This is a genomic window from Thalassotalea piscium (assembly GCF_030295935.1).
Classification (GTDB): Bacteria; Pseudomonadota; Gammaproteobacteria; order Enterobacterales; family Alteromonadaceae; genus Thalassotalea_B; species Thalassotalea_B piscium.
This window is the reverse complement of record NZ_AP027362.1, coordinates 993,370-1,011,927: the sequence shown is the minus strand read 5'-3', so window position 1 is coordinate 1,011,927 and position 18,558 is coordinate 993,370. Positions and strand designations below refer to the sequence as shown.

The following is an 18,558-nucleotide window of genomic DNA, read 5'->3' as shown; positions in this document are numbered from 1 at the left end:
ACGTGGTTTTTAGCTTTTAAATAATCGTTAATATTAAAAGTTATATGTTGCTTTTACGTAGTAGAAACCACCGTTGTAATCAAATGGGCCACTTTCGTAATAAACACCACTTACTACACCGTAAGCACCACCATCTTTTTGAAGCTCTTGCGCTTTAGTGTTAAAAATATTGTTAGCGCCAACAGATAACGTAATACTCTCGTTAACAAAATAACTTACTGAAGCATCAACAGTAAATGAAGATCCAACAGTTTCAGACCAACCATAATCACTGAACTCATCAGGCTCATCTGCATGTGTAGCAAACCATTCACCAAAGTAGTTAGCACGAACAAACATACTTACAGAGTCCCAAGATTGAGCCATAGTGAAAGTAGCACGGTGCTCAGGGATACCTTCTTCTAAACGTCTTACTTTAAATCCGGTTGTGAAACTACCTGGATCATCAACGTCTGTAGCATTGTAGTTATACGCTAAGCTGAACTTAGTATCACCTTCAAATAAGTCCATAGCGTAATTAGCCACTACATCAACACCTTGTGTTGTGGTATCAAAATCATTCGCGAAGAATGTAATTTGACCACCTAGTAATAACTCTGGACTAGGATAAACACCTTGTAACGCATTAACGTCTGCTTGGGTAATAGGAAGCTTATCTGTTTGTGCTAAACGGTCAGTTACTTCAATCGTATAAGCATCCACAGTCATAAAGAAGTCACCGTCTTGGTAAACTAGACCTGCTGCAAAGCTTTTAGATTCTTCAGGATTAAGCTCAGAACCACCTTTTTGTAATGATACTGGGTGTGTAGGTGGAAACGTTGCAGATTGTATTAATTCACCACTAACTAATGATGTTTGTGTATTTACAACATTTGCTTGTCCTACTGTAGGAGCACGGAAACCTGTTGAATGTGAACCACGTAATGAAAAGTTATCGTTAATTTTATATTGCGCTGTTAACTTATAATTAGTGGTATTACCGAATGAAGTAAAGTCTTCATAACGTAATGCTGCACCTAATAAGAAGTCTTCAGTTAAGTATGCTTCTACATCAACATATGCTGCAATACTTTGACGTTTATTAACACCTTGCGCTTCAGGAGAAAAGCCCGCAAAGCCATGCGAACCAACACTAAAGCCCTGAGTAGCAAGAGGACCTTGTTTCCACGAAGCTTCTTCACCTGAAACAATTTCAAAGCTCTCTTGACGCCATTCAAGACCCGTTGCAACATTCATTGGTTCATCTAAACCAACATCAACCCCTTTACTTAAATCAAGGTTAAAACCTTTTTCAAGCTGAATATAGCTACCCGCTTCAAACGAGTTATCCATTGGTTGGTTAGCACCCATAGAAGGGTTTACTGTATTTGCCAGTGTGTAAGTAGATTTATTACGACCAACTGAACCACTAACATCAAAGAAAAAGCCTTCTAAGAAGCCCTCTTTTATTTCACCTTTGGTGCCCATTACTAGCGAGGTATCATTAATATCGCCAGTAAACTGTGGTGTATATCCACCTGGGAATAACTCGTTAAATGCCCAACAGTTATCATTATTGGCTACATTTGCAATATAATCTGGCTGAGTTAATACGTTCGCTGATGTAATAGCGATATTTGGACAAGCAGCTGCATTACCGTCCATAGCACCTACAAGTAGGTCGCCATTTCCGTCAGTAAATACACCACCACGATCTTGCGGGTTACGATAATAATAACCGCCCTTACCTGTTCGGTCTGAATAGTTACCAAACATGTAAAACTCTTTATCGTTACCTAAATCTAATTTAACATTAGCAAATAAGGTAATGTCATCTTTAATTTCAGGATTTCCCCACGTCATGGCAGGTGAGCCAACTGCGGTATTACCCGCGTCTATTAACCCTTGAGCATCTGGGCGTTGTACACTTCGACTAGTTGCGTCAGCTTCTTTTAATTGAAAGCTTAAGTTAACTGAGCCATCTTTAGTAAACGGTAAACCAATATTACCATCTACAATAGTACTACTACCGTCACCTTCATAATACTCACCCTGCTTCACTGATAATGAACCACCATCGGCATCATCTTTTAAAACAAAGTTCATTACACCAGCAATAGCATCTGAGCCATATTGTGCGGCTGCGCCATCACGCAAAACCTCAACTTGCTTAAGGGCTACACTTGGAATAACTGAAATATCAGGCCCTTGAGCACCATCGTTAACACCACCACCTTGAAACGCAAGAACAGAAGCACGATGGCGACGTTTGCCGTTAAGTAATATCAATGTACTATCAGAAGATAGTCCACGTAAGTTAACAGGACGGATGAACGATGCCGCATCACTTATTGGTTGCTGACGTACGTTGAAAGATGGAATAGCGCCTTGTAGCATATCAAGCATATCGCTTGAAGCATTTTTCCCTAATTCATCGCCACCAACAATATCAACAGGAACTGGAGATTCTGCAACAGAGCGTGGCGCTGAACGAGAACCAACTACGGCAATACGTTCAACATCTTTTTCTTTTTTGGCTGTAGTACCTTCAGCCGCATACAGGGGTGCACTTGTACCTAACGCTAAACCTACTGCAAGGGCTAACGTTCCAGTACGAAATTTAATAGACATGTAATTTCCTTCCTAGACAAAAATTTATTATTTTATGTTTTATTATATTTTTATTGCTTAAATAGTTATGCATAATTGTAAATATACAGTTAACTTAAATTAAGCTTCTATTGTTATAGAGTAGCTAACTATGCATTACAAGCGTTAATTAACAACTTTTTCTAAGATTTTAACGAGGCTTCCAAGCATTTAAAGTTTGACCGTACAGCTAACCATAGTCATAAACTTTATTTTTATTAGAGAATACAATACCTCTAAAGGAGTATTGCTATTTTATATACTGCGAAAAACTTCGTATAAGAAAACACCTGTTCACTAAAAAAATATTCACTATTCAGATAATTTATAAACAATAATTAAATTTTTATTGCTTTGTTTAGGCTGAGCTTATAGAGCATTGAAACCAACTGTCTCGATGCATACTTTATACAATGAATACATAATAAACAAAAATAACACTTAGCTCATCTCACAAAGATTTGCTTAATCTATTAGCAAACAACAATAAACGAATAAATATTCTTAAATACAGGATAAGAACCCAAAAAACGAAGAAAAAAAATTGATAAAAAAGCAGAAAAGAGTAATACAAAAATGGCCTAACGTAATACTAGGGTCTGTTGATCTTTCAGTTTATAGCTCTGTTGCATTTGAAAAAGATGACAGTCGAGGCACTTAATGTAATATTTGGTTGTTCCAAATGCACATTAAGTACAACTGCCGCGTCCTGCTCTCGTTAAGTACCTACATCCTGTAGGCAACAAAGAGTGACGCTTTTTCATGGCAACCCAAAGGGCTATGACTATTTTTCAACCTAACATCGTTAAAAATGGTTAAAGTACGACTGCACGGATGCAGAAGGTAGAGCGACGCAGGATGCCAAAGCCGAGAATGCTACATTGCACCATTTTCGCCTTGTTATCTTAAAAAACAGTCTATAGCAGAGGCTAAAATGAAAGATCAACAGACCCTAGGCCATTCATTAAAAATGGAGAAAAAAGTAATTTATTCTGCAGGTAAAATTGTCGCTGACACTTCACCGAAACCAATTCTAGCAGCGCCCTCTTTTTGACACCAACCTTTCATAATAACGTTATCGCCATCTTCTAGAAATGTTCGGGTTTCACCATTAGGAAGAGAAATAGGCTCACTTCCCGCATTAGATAGTTCTAATAAAGAACCGGCTTCTTCTGGATTAGGGCCCGACTGAGTACCACTTCCAAACATATCACCAGGCTTTAAATTACAGCCATTAACTGTGTGATGTGCAACCATTTGAGCAACTGTCCAGTATGAGTCTTGAAAATTTGACTGCGATAACTGCACTGCTGCCTGAGATTGAGCGCGCATTTTTTCAGTTTCTAGCAAGACTTGTAATTGAATATCAAACGAACCAACGTCTCTATTTAATTCTGACTCTAAATAAGGCATAGGCTGAGGATCAGCTTGATCTCTCGTCCACTTTTTACGGTAAGGTGCTAATGCTTCGGTAGTTACAATCCAAGGTGAAATGGTTGAAGCAAAGCTTTTTGATAAAAATGGACCTAATGGCTGATATTCCCATCCTTGAATATCTCGAGCTGACCAGTCGTTAAATAGACAAATACCAAAAACATGGTCTTCAGCATTATTAATAGAAACGGGCTCTCCAAGCACATTGCCACTACCAATAAAAATACCTATTTCTAGCTCATAATCTAAACGCTTACAAGGGCCAAATGAAGGTACTTCTGCCGTTGGTGCTTTAGTTTGTCCCTTAGGTCGCTTAAACGTTTGACCTGAAACGTCTATTGAAGAAGAACGGCCATGATAACCAATTGGTATCCATTTATAATTAGGTAATAACGGATTATCTGGGCGGAATTTTTTACCTACCGATGTTGCATGATTAATAGACGTATAAAAGTCGGTGTAGTCTCCAATGTTACATGGTAAGGCGTATACAGCATTATTTTGGGAGATTAAACAATCAGCAATAACTGCCTGCTCAGCAGCACCTTCAGTAAGTGCTTTTGAAAGTGCAGATCTTAATTCAGACCAAGCAAGTTTCCCCATAGCCATAAAATCATTTAGCTGATCTTTTGCACATGCAACCAACGCCTCTTGCACTTTACCCTTAAAGTGTTTTTTATTTGCTAATGCTGCTAAGTCAATAATTTGATCGCCGATAGCAACCCCTCCACGAAATGCTTCTTCGCTTCCTTTTTGTTTAAAAATAGCAAAAGGCAAATTTTGAATGGGAAAATCACACGACGAGTTATTCGCTGATATTACCCAGCTTTTAAGTGATGGGTTATGGGTTTCGTTTAACACATGCATTGTTGACTGTGCAGTTTTTTCTATAGTTGTCATCGACAAAATATCTCCTAATAACTTACTAACCAAAAAGCGACTAGTTAAATTTATTCATACATGTAGCTATAACATTTACTCTTTAATTAAAGCTAAATATCAGATGCTATGCATTCGTTACTCATTTTTATTTAGCCACATTATATCAATGCATTAGTTAAACGCTATTTCTAACAAAATATAGCTAATAAAGGCTGTCAACAATCTGTTGCACCTGCATTTTTTGCTTATTGCAACAGTAGAGTAACAGGTAAAGTTAAATATAATTTTTAAGCACAGTTTATCAAATATAACGCTTATTGAATTTGTTCTTTCAAAGTTTACCTGTCTAATGTGTCAGCTTTTTTAACACTTTAGCGTTAACTATCTATACGATAACCTTAAGTAACTGTATTTAAAATAAATTACATACTCGGCATACAAATTGCGTGTTGCACCATAGTACAATAAAACCAAACTAGAGAAGGAAACTTTAATGAAATCAAAATACTTAGCAGCCACAGCAGGTGCACTTTTATTAGCAGTAAGTAGCTTAGCTAATGCAAGTTTAATGACACTAACATTCGATGATGGAGATTCTCTATCTGATTGGATAAAAGATAGAGCTACACCGGCCGGATTTGAAATTATTAATAACGAATTGGTTATGACTGTTAATGGCCTTATAACTAGCGGACATCAAGCTACTCAAGGTATGCAATTAGATATAGGTAAGGCTAACTATATGTCTGTTGATATGTGGATCGATTCAAGCTGGACTGCCTCCGGTCGATTCGCTGGTATGTGGGGAGTTGCGCATAACGCCGATGATTCTCGTGCAAATGAGTTCCCAATCCTTGAGTTTCAAAATAATCATAATGGTCATACGGGGGTTGCTAAATGGGAATCAGGTCCAGGTTGGGTATTGCCACCAAGCTCTTTATATACAATGGATGCGTTTAACCAACTTGAAATCATGTTAAACGGGGGAACTTACCAATATTTTGTTAATGGAAACCTAATACATACAGGAGCTTCAACTAGTGCTTATTTAGGCTGGGTTATACTAAACGGTTATAACTCAATGTCTGATGAAGGCGGTTACCAAGTACGCTACGATAATTTAACTTTTGGTAATGTTGCTGTACCTGAACCATCAACATTAGCAATATTTACTTTAGCGCTTGCTGGTTTAACTACTCGCCGTTTTTGCAAAAAATAAATCACTTTTTTGATTTTACAATCACTATTATAAAAGGCATTTATCATAGATAAATGCCTTTTTTTCATACCAACGAATTTAATGTTAAAAAGTCAGATTAACTACAACTCAAAATCACCAAAGTCAACATTCTCTTTTGTGCAAATAACAGGCTTATTTGGTTGATCAAGTAACGAGGGCTGTTTAATTTCAATCGCTAATTCTTGCTCTTCAACTTTTGGTTTAACTAACTTTTCTTTACGTTTTTTTCTTTGTTGACAGCGTTTGATAACCTTTTGTTTATCATCAGAGGTTAAATGTGTCCATGTTTGCCTTTCATCACGAGATCTAAAGCAGCCTTTGCATAGACCTTTGTCGTCTGACTGACAAATACCTATGCATGGACTAGGAACATCAAAAAACTCTAACTGCATACTCAATTATCTCAAGACGAAAATGCTACAATTTAAAACTTTACGGGTATCAATTTATAATAGCCCACTCGCTAACTTATGGGCGTATTTTACAATAAAATCACAGAAAATAAGGATGTATTAACCTTTACTAGACACAAGTTTGTACAAAATAAGCATGATTAAATTGGGGCGTAGCGAAAAGTATAATTTTTATTTATAAATGAGCTACAACTAAAAGTAAATCATATTTAAGCGTATTCAAAGGGCATGCCCAAAATGAAAAACAAAAACAACATTAGCTTACACATAGTAGATTAGTAGATTTGAAAAAATTAAAACTCAATCTACCTTACTATTATTGCTGCTTTTCTCTTTCAATTAAAAATTCTTTAATTTCATCTCTTGAGCCTAAGATATGTTGCTTGAGCACGGCTACAGCTTTTTCTGTTTCTTTGGCTTTGCACAATGTTAATAATTCATTATGCTCTGATTCGGCTTTAGAAATGCCACCAGCCCATAATAAGTGCATTCGAATATAGCGATCTGAATTTTTATTGAGAATATTTACTAAATCTTGAGTTTGTGGTCGGTCTGCACCTGAATATAAACAGTTATGATAATTGGAGTTTAACGCACTCCAAGTATTAACAGCATTTTCTTTCCCTAACGCTTGAGCTAATTCAGACAGAAGCTCGGTGGCCTCTGCAAGTTTTTCTTCACTAAGATTAGGAATAGAGTCAGCTAATAAATTAGCTTCAAGCATAGCCCGCAATTCAAATAATTCATCTACCTGCTCAACATTGAGTTCCGTTGCAGTAGCACCTTTATGAGGCTCAAATGATACCAGCCCTTCCGCCTCTAATTGTAGTAACGCTTCTCTAACAGGAATTCTACTAACATTTAATTCTTCAGCTAAAGCAGCTTGACGTAATGCTTGTCCGGCCTTGATTTCACCGTTAAGAATTTTTTCTCTCAAAGTTTCAACAACTAACTGAGTTCGAGTTTTAAATACTATGCTCATATACTTTTCCTAGAGGTCATTAACGACTATTATAAGGATTAGAATAATAAACACAAAAAAAAAGAAGTTATTAGCAATAATAACTTCTTTAATACGTGTTGAATAAATGACTGAGTCAATTGTTAACCTTAAATAAGATTAGCTCAATCTAGTTACAACCAAAGCAGTAAAACACTTGGCAGGCTATAAAAACAAATTACTTTCTCAAACCGCCTAGCTACCGACACCTAACTGTAACGAGAAAGAATACGGTTAATAGCAACTGTCTGTTCAACTTCTCACTTACTTGCCGCTGTATACCTTGTCACTATTTACTACGTTAACTAACCGTAAAACCAAATGCATAAGGGTCTTCGTCATCAATTGTTATACAATTTTTACCAAAAACTTTAGCCCATCCCTGAATACTTGGCTTGATCATTTTGATCACACCTGCCGGTGTAGTAATTTCAACTTCGTCTTCTATTTTTCCAACAAACTGGCTACCAATGTAGCTTTCATGGGTAAAAGTATCGCCTTTACTCAACAACCCCTTTGCAAAAAGTTGTGCCATACGAGCACTTGTTCCTGTACCGCAAGGTGATCTATCAATCGCTTTTTCACCGTAAAAAACAGCATTAGCAGCATCTGATTCTAAATTTTGAGGTCTACCTGTCCATAAAACGTGTGAAATACCACATACGGTTGGATCTTGTGGATGTATACACTCTAAAACAGCATCTGCAACTGAGCGTACAATTGGGCTCCAACGCAAAATATCACCGGCACTCCATTGATCTATACCTGGAAAGTTATCTTGAGGTTCAACAATAACGTAGTAGTTTCCACCATACGAAACATCAACAACTAACTGGCCTAGCTCAGGAATGTCTAATACGATATTTTGATGGGCTAGATAAGATGCAACATTATATAGTTTTACCGCTGTTACTTTATTATTTTGTTGCTGATACTCGACCTGTATTTTACCCGCGGGCACATCAAGAGTAAGCTGTCCTGGTATTTTAGGCGTTATTAAGCCGTTTTCAATTGCCCCAGTAACAGTACCAATAGTACCGTGGCCGCACATAGGTAAACAGCCAGATGTTTCAATAAACAAAATAGATGCGTCTGCATCTTCACTACATGGTGGATAAATAAAAGCGCCCGACATCATGTCGTGCCCTCTTGGTTCAAACATTAATCCTTGGCGGATCCAATCATGGTTTTCTAAAAAATCTTGACGTTTTTCACTCATAGAGTGTCCACGTAGATTTGGGTGGCCACTTGTAACTATACGCACTGGGTTCCCACAGGTATGCGCATCAATACAAAAAAACGTGCCTTTTATCATATATTTTTCCATCGTATAAAGGAGAAGTGCCGCTTAAAGATAACAAGCGGCATTTGCAATTTTAGTGCGTTATAAGTTTCAGTTTATCACTGAAAGACTTGCGCAGCCTAGTCTAAATTAAGCTGAGAACAATCAATCCGAGTTGCCGCAATATCTACAGTCTCCTGATTGATTTTGTTGCTCATTTTTATTTTCATGCTACATAGGCCAATATTGATTAAGTATTACTAGAATCAATCAGATATATTGTATACAATACAGGAATTCATACAAGAATTAAATCACTTTCTATTACTTAAAAACGATTAACTAACTGAAAAATAATAATTAATACTTTATTTAATCTAGATTATATACTATTAGAAATGCTGCTCAGCAATGCTGCTCAGCAACGCTACTACAGAGATATAAGAAATGACAAAAGAAAAAGAAACAGTTGCTGTAATTGGCGCTGGTATTATTGGAGTTAACTGCGCACTTCAACTTCAAGCCCATGGCTACAACGTAACACTAATAGACAAAGCAGGTATTGGAGAAGGATGTTCTAAAGGTAATGCTGGGCATTTCGCTACGGAACAAGTATTTCCGCTTGCTGAATTTAACTTACTCTGGCAGCTTCCTAAATTATTATTGGATCCGTTGGGTCCTGTCTCTATTTCACCAAAGTACTTACCTACGGTTTTACCTTGGTTCTTTAAGTTTATTGGCAATATGTATACAGCCAAGCGCCATAAAAACATGGAAGCACTGAAAGCACTTAACAAACATGCAATCGAATTATATAAACCATTATTGAAAGCCGCTAATGCAGAACATTTATTAACAAGTAAAGGGAGTTTATTAGTATTTGAAACAACCAACATCAACACAGTAACAAAGCATTTTAACACGTATAAAAATGCAGGTGTTGCTGTTAAATTGCTTGATCGTCAACAAACTTTGTTGTTAGAGCCTAGCATTCATAACAAAGTAAATTATTCACTGTACTTTACTGACGTTGGTCATACTGTCGATCCTTATTTGTTTTGCCAATCGCTGGCTAATTATGCATTTTCACTAGGCACAGTATTTAAAAAGCTTGCTATATCGAAGATAAATTATCGTGAAAAAAATATCGAATTAGCTAACAATTCTGAAAAATTGGTATTTGACAAAGTAGTAATAGCAACAGGCGCATGGTCAAAAGTTTTAGCCGAACAACTTGGTTATAATCTTCCTATGGAATACGAGCGCGGGTATCACCTAGACATACCAGAGATAAATAAAGATCATGCTTTAACTCGCCCGGTAGCTTCAGCTGAGCGAAAGTTCATTATTACACCAATGACGCATGGTTTGCGTTTAGCAGGTACAGTAGAGTTTGCAGGGCTTGATTTACCAGCTAATATGAAACGCGCTAATAGTCTATATAAAAATGCACTCAATGTGCTTAGTAATATTTCACCTTACGACTGTGAAGCACCAACAGATGAACAGCGTTGGATGGGGTTTAGACCTTCAATGCCCGACTCATTACCCGTAATTGGTACAGCGCCTTTACATAACAACATATACTTTGCTGTGGGCCATCAACATCTAGGATTGACGCTAGGCGCAGTAACGGGAAAACTAATTACACAATTAGTCAATGGTGAAGCAACATACCTTGATATTAGCCCATTCTCACTAGAGCGATTTAATAAAGCTTAGCAATTAACATTAACTAGGCTTATTAGTGTGTTGAATAGGCGCTTTAACAATAAAGGTACAGCCTACTGGTGTATCTTCTATTTTTATTGTTCCCCCTAGTTTTGTATGCACTAGGTTAAACACAATATTCATGCCTAAGCCCGAACCGCCTTGACCACGTTTTGTAGTAACAAATGGATCGAAAATTCGTTTTTTAATGTCTTTAGACAAGCCTTTGCCATCATCACTATACTTTAATGTTAAAAAGTTTTTACTATGAGTGAATTTAATATCTATTTGCCCGGTTTGACGGCCTTCAAAGCCATGTATATGCGAATTAGTGAGAAAATTTGTTAATATTTGGTTCCAAGCACTTGGGAACGTAATTAAATTAAAATGCTCGTCAACTGATATATTAATGGTATATTTTTTCTGCTTAAATAGAGTTTTAACAGTGTTTACTACATCATTAACATGCTGCAATAAGTTGATACTTATTTCTGGGTCGGTATGCTGTTCTACAGCAACCGATTTAAAACCTCGAATTAAATCAACCGCTTTATTTAAACTTCTTTCAATAATTCGCTGATATTCAGCCAATAAAACTAATGTACTGCTGAGCTGAGATTTTGTTAAGTTCTCACTCGAAATAGCCTCGCTTAACTGATCTATTTTTTCTTTTATGGCAGTAATTGACGTAACACAAATCCCTAAAGGCGTATTAACCTCATGAGCAACACCCGCTACTAACTGCCCTAAAGAGGCCATTTTTTCTGATTGCACTAATTTATCTTTGGCTAAGGTTAAATCGTCTAATGATTGCTGTAACTGTTGATTACTTGAAGCCAACAAAGAGGTGCGATCATAGACCTTAATTTCTAATTCACCATTTAAACTAATTAGCGCGTTTTCAGCTTCCTCTAGCTTAATAATATCTTCTTTAAGCGCAAGTCGCATATTGTTAATGGCATCAGCTAAATCGTCTAATTCGTCTTTCTTGCTGCCCCTGTTTGGCAGTGTTAGCGGGGTATCTAAGTTATGACCTTTCAAGTTGAGGGAATAATCTGTAATAAAATAGATATGCCGAGTAATAAACCAATGCACTATAAACATAATAAAAAAAGCAACAATAAAGGTTTTAATTGCTTCAGCTACTAATACAAAACCAGCTTGTTGCCATAAGTCATCATAAATATCATTAAAATCAGCAGATACCGCCAGTAAACCAATTTCATTAGCAACAAAGTTTAAAGGATATTCAACATATTTATCTGCTACAACATTTTCATTGCCAACTTGATAATTTTTACCAAAGCTCGTGGTAATTTTAGCAAAATGAATACCAGGCAAGCGCACTATGCCTTCAAGTTGTTGTACCACTAATGGTTCATTAAAATCCCATAAGCTGGTAGATAGCGGTTGACTATAGCTTGTTTCAATATTATCAAATTGTTGATCTAGTGCCGACAGGCCATCCTGATAGGCAGCATAAAGTTGAATAGCCGTTGAGGTAAGTGACAATATTGAACTACAAAGTAGAATATATATCAGTACTCGGCGGCTTAACTTGTTATTAAATGAGCCTGTATTTGGCATTAATCTCTTCGCTTAATTTATAAAATTTAATACAATTTTATTAAGTAGTTACTTTTCAGCAGGTACTTTAATTTAAATAGGCGTTTGAGCTTATGTCAACTAAATACCTTGAAAATAAAAAGGAATATTTAATATGCTATGCTTTACCGACCGCATAACCACTTAAACTCCTGCCAAGTGTTTTTTCCGAAATTCTGTTGGTGTTAATCCATGTGTTGCTTTAAATGCTTTATTAAATGAACTTAAGCTTCTAAAGCCACTTTCTAACGCCAGCGTTAGTACTGGTGTTGTTGAAAACTCACTATCAACTAATTTCTCACTAACCTCTGAAATTCGATAATGATTTAAAAAATCATTAAAATTTCGGTAATTTAATTCACCATTAATCAAATTTCTTAACTTATATTCATGAATACCTAAATGCTTAGCTAATTCAGCAATAGTAATTCCATCTTGCTGATATAACTTTTCTTCGGTCATAGAACCTATAATACGCACCAATTCTTTTGATAGTTTTTTATTAGGTGCAGTTTTTTGCGTTGTAGTACTCACGGTTTCAAACAAGCTTGAAGACTTTAATTGAAATAACAAGTAATTGATACCCGTCAACAGTGCTGCTAATAAAAATCCATTGATAATATCAACACCTTCCCAACTTAGATGTAATTGGTCTATCACAATTTTTAGCATCAAATATACAGCTGACAAACTGATCACACCACCTCGAATATAACGACGCTCTTGTACTAAGTCATCTCGCCAGTAGCGCGAAGCTACTACTAGCGCATGAACAATTAATACTAATTCAAGTAAAAGTGCAGTCTGACTAAATACGCTTTGAATTATCGCATAATTATCAGTAACACCTGAGAAAATAAAATGTGTAATATCAAATATTAATGGGATAACAAAGGTCATAGATGCAAGGGCATATTGCCAACGTTTTAATACAGAATGATCACCAAAAACACTTAAGCTAACCAGCCAGAATATGCCTGCTAATGCATTACCACCAATATCACTAACCCACCAAAATAACGAGTATTGCAGCTTCTCTGGCGATATTTCACCAAAACAATAACTAATACCACACAACATTAAGAGTATGTAAAGTCGAATCGATGGGTTTTTTTTCTGCTGAGGAAAAAGCACTAATGTACACAGTAACATTTGTGCAATAGCAAAGTGGGTGAAGAATTCAACCATAGAATATTTTGTTCACGAGTAATCAAGTCTAGCGTTTCAGTGTAAACTCAATTTTTTTAAAAGAAAAGGTGATTTAGGGCGTGTTGATCTTTGCTGTACATTTTTGCAGCGATTTATTTGGTGTTTATACAAAGCTGAACTTATGTAATGGGGTTGTTCCCCATAAATAAGTGAAAACGCCGTAGAAAAACCAAAGAGGCGCTGTCCTACGGATACGTTTAAACATCGTTGCTTACACGGAAGTAGGTACTTAGCGTGAGCAGGACGCGGAAGCTGTCTAGCTCATTTATGTAGAATACTACACTTTATTCGCTACACTTCAATTAAATCATGTTTAATTCGTACAAAATCTATACTCGAAAGATCAACGCGCCCTAGGTATATTAAGCCCTGTTAATAACGCCTTTGTGTAATATTACTAGTTGATACCTTATACCAATCTCACTAATTATGTGATCATTTCTACTGGTTAAAACAATCAACTACTGCGTTATTTATTTTATAATTAGAACAACTAGTTATGAAAATAAATGCCTTGTATTTGACTATTTTCACTGCGTATAAAATAGATCACTTATTTAATGAAACTGGTATTAAACGATAGATGAATGTAAAAATTCACTATGCGCTAAAACTTAGGAATAAAAAAGCTCGATAAAATCGAGCTTTTAAATTTTAATAAGTTTACCCTAAGGCTAAGTGTCTTGCTTAGAAGCTATATTTAACATCAACACCCACTTCTAAACCTCGATTAATATAACCATGTGGTGTGCCCAAAATGTCTGCTGTTAAACCACCAATACTATTAACATAGCGGTTATCGAGTAAGTTTTTACCCCATAATCCAAGTTCAAGTTTGTCGTTACTACTTGCCCAAGATAACCTTGCATTGAGTAACTCTGTGTCTTCAAAGTAAGCATCTACAGCCTTTTTATAGTCTTCAATACCAACTCTATCGCCATTAGTATTTTTTAAGAAGACATAATCAAGGTGAAAGTTTGTTGTACCAACACCAAAGTCAGGCATCCAGTCTAATGAAAATGTATAATTAGCCTTCGCATTACTTGACGTTTGCGCCGCGGCAACTAAGTCTCCCTCACCGTTATAATAATCCGGTGAAATAAACTCAGTGCTTCGTATTTCTGACACTACGCCTGCAGTTATACTTTTACTGACATGCCAGCGTAAATCAAATTCAACGCCGGTTATTTCTCTGTCTTCATTAATAATTGTTGGTATTGCTTGTGAGTTACCCGGCGCTTTTGAATCGATTGAACGTTGTAAGTTATCAAGCTCTAAATAATAAGCACTGATATTAGCGATTACCTCGTCCCATAATACGGCTTTATACCCGATTTCATAGTTAGTGCTGTCTTCAGGCGCAAACGATTTAGTACTTGGAGATAATGAGTCAAAACCACCTGACTTATAACCGGTTGAGTATGAGGCGAAAACCATCTGGTCATCGTTTATTTGATAACTTGTTACTAAGCGTCCAGTCACTTTGCTCCACGAATCTGAAGCCGCAAGGTTTACCTGCGGAAACAAAATATTACCAATAGGCACTTGTATTCCTGCTGGCATCAAACTATTTGTTGGTACGGTGGAAAAGCTATTTACGGGAATATCCCATGTAAAGTCTTTGTCGTCTTTTGAATAGCGTAAACCCGCAATAATATTCCATTTATCGTTTATCGCATAATCAACATCAGCGAAAACACCCCAGTTGGTAAAATCGCCAGTATTATTTATACTTTCTCGCCAAAACTGTCCCGCATAACTAGGGCCAAATATTTCTGGGATGTAAGGTGCTGATGACCCTACCAAACCCGGTAATTGAGCAGAAACAATATCGTAAGTTAAATTACCAGTTGCTGATACAATATCAGCCGTTAATGGTACGCCAGGCATCCCAATTGCTGCCATTATTTGTTCAGCTAAACCCAAACCATTTAACGCGCCAGCCCAATCGTCAGGGTTCCACATATGGTCCATATCCTCAATACCCATTACAGACTTTAAGGTTTGTACCGCTCCTTCAAAAGTTACACCAGGCCCAAAGGCACCTTCTGCATGGGCATCGGTATTACCGCCTAGCATATCTGCCACTTGTGCTGCTACTAAACCATTTATTTGTGCATTTAAATCACCGGTAATTAATCTCGCAGCAGTGTCAGCGGTTAAGTTTAATTCTGTTGTTTGTTTTACTTTTTCTTTTGAATAAGAAAAACCCGCTACCGCATTAATTTTATTGCTCACATAATTTATTTGTAGTTCTGTATATAAAATATCTGAGTCTTCATTATTTGATGTATCAAAGTAGCGTGTGATGTCAGCAGTTCCGTCTTCATCCTGACGGTTTTCAGTTTCCCAATCTCTAAAGCCAAGCACATACTTCATTGACCACTGATCATTAAACTCATGATTTAGTTTGGCAGTAACGCCGTACATATCTCGGGCTTCAACACCATTTCTCACATCATTTTCAGCTTTTGATGAAAAGGCTGACTTACCATTATTATAAGCAAATTCAGACACTCCAACAGCCATTGGTGGTCCTTGTTCTAAGTCATCTACATCATAAGAGAGTTGAAAGTTTGTAGTATCTGAAATATCCCATAAAAATGAAATTCTTGCAGCGTTATGGTCTCTTTCACCTAAATCCCATTGTTTGTAGCCTTTGTCATTCCATGAAGTATTAGCAACATTTTCAATAACGCCATCTTGCGTATTTGATAAAAAGTTTGCACGCATATAGAAACTATCAGTGATCGGAATATTGACCATACCTTCAATACGTTGCAAGTTATCAGTACCGTAGCTTCCTTTAATAAAGCCTTCAAAATCAGCAATAGGCGATTTCGGTACCATATTTACTACACCCATTGCAGCATTGCGGCCGAATAGCGTACCTTGTGGGCCTTTAAGTACTTCAATTCTAGCCATATCAGAAAAAACAACACCTTGTGCTGCTCGCGGCATATAAATATCATCGTAGAAAGTTGCTGAAGAAGGGTCGCCGCCCACGCTAATATTTGGACTAGATATACCACGCATGGTGATACCCGCTTGCGTCATATTACTGTCAGTAAAATCAAACCCTGGTATAAATTTATCTACATCACTTAATGAAATAGAACCACTTTCTTCGATCATGCTATCGCTAACCGTACCGACAGTTAATGGTACTTTCAAAATATTTTGGACACGTTTTTGGGCGGTAACTGTAACAACTTCAATTCCACCTTCATCATTGCCCATTGTCGACTCTTCTGCGATAGCCAACAACGGCGAAGCTGCAAATGCAGATAAAAGTGCAATGGCAACAGGATGCTTTTTCAAAGACGTTAATGCTTTACCCGACTGGAAGTCATTCAACATTATGTATTCCCCATTATTTTGTATTTAGATTGTTATTTTTATAATTGAATAATCACTATATTGATGTCTACTGAAAAATGCTTGTTTATTGTTTAAAAATACTGACGAATAATTAAAATCTTCTGATTAATTGTTAAAAAAACACCAGAAACATCAATAAAATCACTAATTAATTAAGTGTATTCTGTAAACCAGCTGATTTTAGATTATTCAAAAAACATATATTTTTATTCACAAACACCGCTAATTTAGTTTTTATTGATGTCTGAAAGTCGCTAGCATTATTCGTAATTCATATTATGCTAAAATCTCTTTTCAGTTAAACAATAGTAATAAATTAATGTTACAGCGAACATTATGTGAGAAAGCTAGACTAAGTAGAGATGCCCGTTTTGATGGCAAGTTCTATACCGCAGTATTAACCACAGGGATCTTCTGTCGACCTATTTGTCCAGCGAGGCCACCAAAACCAGAAAACGTTAACTACTACTCGAGCGCCGAGCAAGCACAAGCTGCTGGATTTCGCCCTTGTAAGCGCTGTATTCCTGAATCTGCACCCGCTGTTTACATGCCAATTAAACTAAAACAACTATGTAATAACTTTAATCTTAACCAAGACTCTATTTCATCTCTATCAATAAGGCTCGGGGTTAGTGAACGCCAACTTCAAAGAATATTTAAGAATACATACGGGATAGCGCCTTTACAGTTTTTTCAACAGCAACGATTATTACTCGCAAGAAAGTTACTTATTACGACAGAGCTTTCTATCACCGATGTGTGTTTTGCTTCAGGTTTTAATAGTATAAGGCGCTTCAATGAAGCGATAAAAGCAGCCTACCATTGCACTCCTAGTGAATTAAAATCAACTGCACATAGATGTAAAAATGTTAAAAACATTGTCATTGAATTAAGTTATCGCCCGCCCTTTGATTGGCCTTTAATGTTAAAGTTTTTTCAAGATCGTCAAATATCTACTATGGAGCATATTGACCATACCTATTACCAACGCACTGTAGCTATCAACGAATGTAAAGGCTGGTTAAAGGTAACTCATCATGAGCATAAGAACGCATTAGTGTTAACGGTGAATCTTTCTGACTACCGCTATTTGAACAATATAATTTTTCGAATAAGAAGGATGTTCGATCTTGATGCTGACATGAACTTAATACATCAGCAATTAAGTCAGCACCCATTATTGCAAAAAGTAATTAAAGCGCACGCTGGTTTACGTTTACCTGGTAGTTGGAGTTTTTTTGAATTTTCAATTCGTGCTATTTTAGGTCAGCAAGTGTCGGTAAAAGCAGCAACAACCTTTGCTAAACGTATTGCTGAAAAGTATGGAAGCTCCTGTTTATATCATGATAAGTTACGCTTAACCTTCCCTACACTTGAGCAACTAACACAAGCTGACTTTGAAGAGATTGGATTAACAACAACGAGAAAGCAAACACTTAAAAGTTGGATTGATTTTTACCAAAAGCATCATGAATTAATAGAAAACTGTGGCTCTAGTGCAGAGTTAGGTGAGCTTATCAAGGGTATTAAAGGAATTGGCCCATGGACGATTAATTACCTAGCAATGCGTGGTTTAAGCGACCCTGATGCGTTTCCAAGTGGTGATTTAGGAGTAATAAAGGCACTATCAACTAACAAAAAGTTAACGAATAAAAACATTATTGATATAGCAAAGCCCTGGCAACCATGGCGTTCGTACGCCACGTTATATTTATGGCATTCACTTCATTAAGGAATCTGAATTTGGGATAAGCTGAGCACACCAAAGCTACGG

General features: G+C 36.6%; 11 protein-coding genes. 3 read left to right on the top strand and 8 right to left on the bottom strand.

Annotation, left to right across the window (positions count from 1 at the left end):
- Window positions 1–33: 33 nt before the first annotated feature.
- On the bottom strand, window positions 34–2,610 hold the full coding sequence (locus QUD79_RS04245; RefSeq protein ID WP_184423832.1) for a TonB-dependent receptor plug domain-containing protein: 2,577 nt from the start codon (window positions 2,608–2,610) through the stop codon (window positions 34–36).
- Window positions 2,611–3,615: 1,005 nt separating this feature from the next.
- Window positions 3,616–4,929 carry a fumarylacetoacetase gene (fahA, locus tag QUD79_RS04240; RefSeq protein ID WP_184426522.1) on the bottom strand — a complete coding sequence of 438 codons (1,314 nt, stop codon included), beginning with the start codon at window positions 4,927–4,929 and terminating at the stop codon, window positions 3,616–3,618.
- Window positions 4,930–5,437: 508 nt separating this feature from the next.
- Between fahA and QUD79_RS04235 the strand changes: the two genes are divergently transcribed.
- Window positions 5,438–6,163 (top strand): PEP-CTERM sorting domain-containing protein, encoded by a 726-nt coding sequence (locus QUD79_RS04235; RefSeq protein ID WP_184426468.1) that lies wholly within the window; start codon window positions 5,438–5,440, stop codon window positions 6,161–6,163.
- A 101-nt stretch (window positions 6,164–6,264) separates the two neighbouring features.
- Here QUD79_RS04235 and QUD79_RS04230 read toward each other — a convergent pair whose 3' ends face one another.
- The 3 genes from QUD79_RS04230 to QUD79_RS04220 form a co-directional block, all read right to left on the bottom strand.
- Window positions 6,265–6,576 (bottom strand): DUF1289 domain-containing protein, encoded by a 312-nt coding sequence (locus tag QUD79_RS04230; RefSeq protein ID WP_184426470.1) that lies wholly within the window; start codon window positions 6,574–6,576, stop codon window positions 6,265–6,267.
- Window positions 6,577–6,913: 337 nt separating this feature from the next.
- Complete coding sequence (locus tag QUD79_RS04225; protein WP_184426472.1) at window positions 6,914–7,579, bottom strand: GntR family transcriptional regulator; 666 nt, start codon at window positions 7,577–7,579, stop codon at window positions 6,914–6,916.
- A gap of 319 nt (window positions 7,580–7,898) precedes the next feature.
- Window positions 7,899–8,912, bottom strand: a complete 1,014-nt coding sequence (locus QUD79_RS04220) for a 4-hydroxyproline epimerase (RefSeq protein ID WP_184426474.1) — start codon at window positions 8,910–8,912, stop codon at window positions 7,899–7,901.
- Window positions 8,913–9,326: 414 nt separating this feature from the next.
- On the opposite strand from QUD79_RS04220, the gene QUD79_RS04215 reads away from it, so the two are divergent.
- Window positions 9,327–10,601, top strand: a complete 1,275-nt coding sequence (locus QUD79_RS04215) for an NAD(P)/FAD-dependent oxidoreductase (protein WP_184426476.1) — start codon at window positions 9,327–9,329, stop codon at window positions 10,599–10,601.
- A 9-nt stretch (window positions 10,602–10,610) separates the two neighbouring features.
- Here the strand turns inward: QUD79_RS04215 and QUD79_RS04210 are convergent, their stop codons facing one another.
- The 3 genes from QUD79_RS04210 to QUD79_RS04200 form a co-directional block, all read right to left on the bottom strand.
- Entirely contained in the window at window positions 10,611–12,176 is a 1,566-nt protein-coding gene (locus QUD79_RS04210; RefSeq protein WP_184426478.1) for a sensor histidine kinase, read from the bottom strand.
- A gap of 162 nt (window positions 12,177–12,338) precedes the next feature.
- On the bottom strand, window positions 12,339–13,382 hold the full coding sequence (locus QUD79_RS04205; protein ID WP_184426480.1) for a helix-turn-helix domain-containing protein: 1,044 nt from the start codon (window positions 13,380–13,382) through the stop codon (window positions 12,339–12,341).
- Between the two features lie 708 nt (window positions 13,383–14,090).
- Complete coding sequence (locus QUD79_RS04200) at window positions 14,091–16,763, bottom strand: TonB-dependent receptor (RefSeq protein WP_184426482.1); 2,673 nt, start codon at window positions 16,761–16,763, stop codon at window positions 14,091–14,093.
- Between the two features lie 340 nt (window positions 16,764–17,103).
- On the opposite strand from QUD79_RS04200, the gene QUD79_RS04195 reads away from it, so the two are divergent.
- Window positions 17,104–18,516, top strand: a complete 1,413-nt coding sequence (locus tag QUD79_RS04195) for a DNA-3-methyladenine glycosylase 2 family protein (RefSeq protein ID WP_184426484.1) — start codon at window positions 17,104–17,106, stop codon at window positions 18,514–18,516.
- Window positions 18,517–18,558: the final 42 nt, after the last annotated feature.

Coding starts and splice junctions, on each gene's coding strand:
- QUD79_RS04245 (WP_184423832.1), bottom strand. CDS start 2,610: ATGTCTATTAAATTTCGTACTGGAACGTTAGCCCTTGCAGTAGGTTTA.
- fahA (WP_184426522.1), bottom strand. CDS start 4,929: ATGCATGTGTTAAACGAAACCCATAACCCATCACTTAAAAGCTGGGTA.
- QUD79_RS04235 (WP_184426468.1), top strand. CDS start 5,438: ATGAAATCAAAATACTTAGCAGCCACAGCAGGTGCACTTTTATTAGCA.
- QUD79_RS04230 (WP_184426470.1), bottom strand. CDS start 6,576: ATGCAGTTAGAGTTTTTTGATGTTCCTAGTCCATGCATAGGTATTTGT.
- QUD79_RS04225 (WP_184426472.1), bottom strand. CDS start 7,579: ATGAGCATAGTATTTAAAACTCGAACTCAGTTAGTTGTTGAAACTTTG.
- QUD79_RS04220 (WP_184426474.1), bottom strand. CDS start 8,912: ATGATAAAAGGCACGTTTTTTTGTATTGATGCGCATACCTGTGGGAAC.
- QUD79_RS04215 (WP_184426476.1), top strand. CDS start 9,327: ATGACAAAAGAAAAAGAAACAGTTGCTGTAATTGGCGCTGGTATTATT.
- QUD79_RS04210 (WP_184426478.1), bottom strand. CDS start 12,176: ATGCCAAATACAGGCTCATTTAATAACAAGTTAAGCCGCCGAGTACTG.
- QUD79_RS04205 (WP_184426480.1), bottom strand. CDS start 13,382: ATGGTTGAATTCTTCACCCACTTTGCTATTGCACAAATGTTACTGTGT.
- QUD79_RS04200 (WP_184426482.1), bottom strand. CDS start 16,763: ATGTTGAATGACTTCCAGTCGGGTAAAGCATTAACGTCTTTGAAAAAG.
- QUD79_RS04195 (WP_184426484.1), top strand. CDS start 17,104: ATGTTACAGCGAACATTATGTGAGAAAGCTAGACTAAGTAGAGATGCC.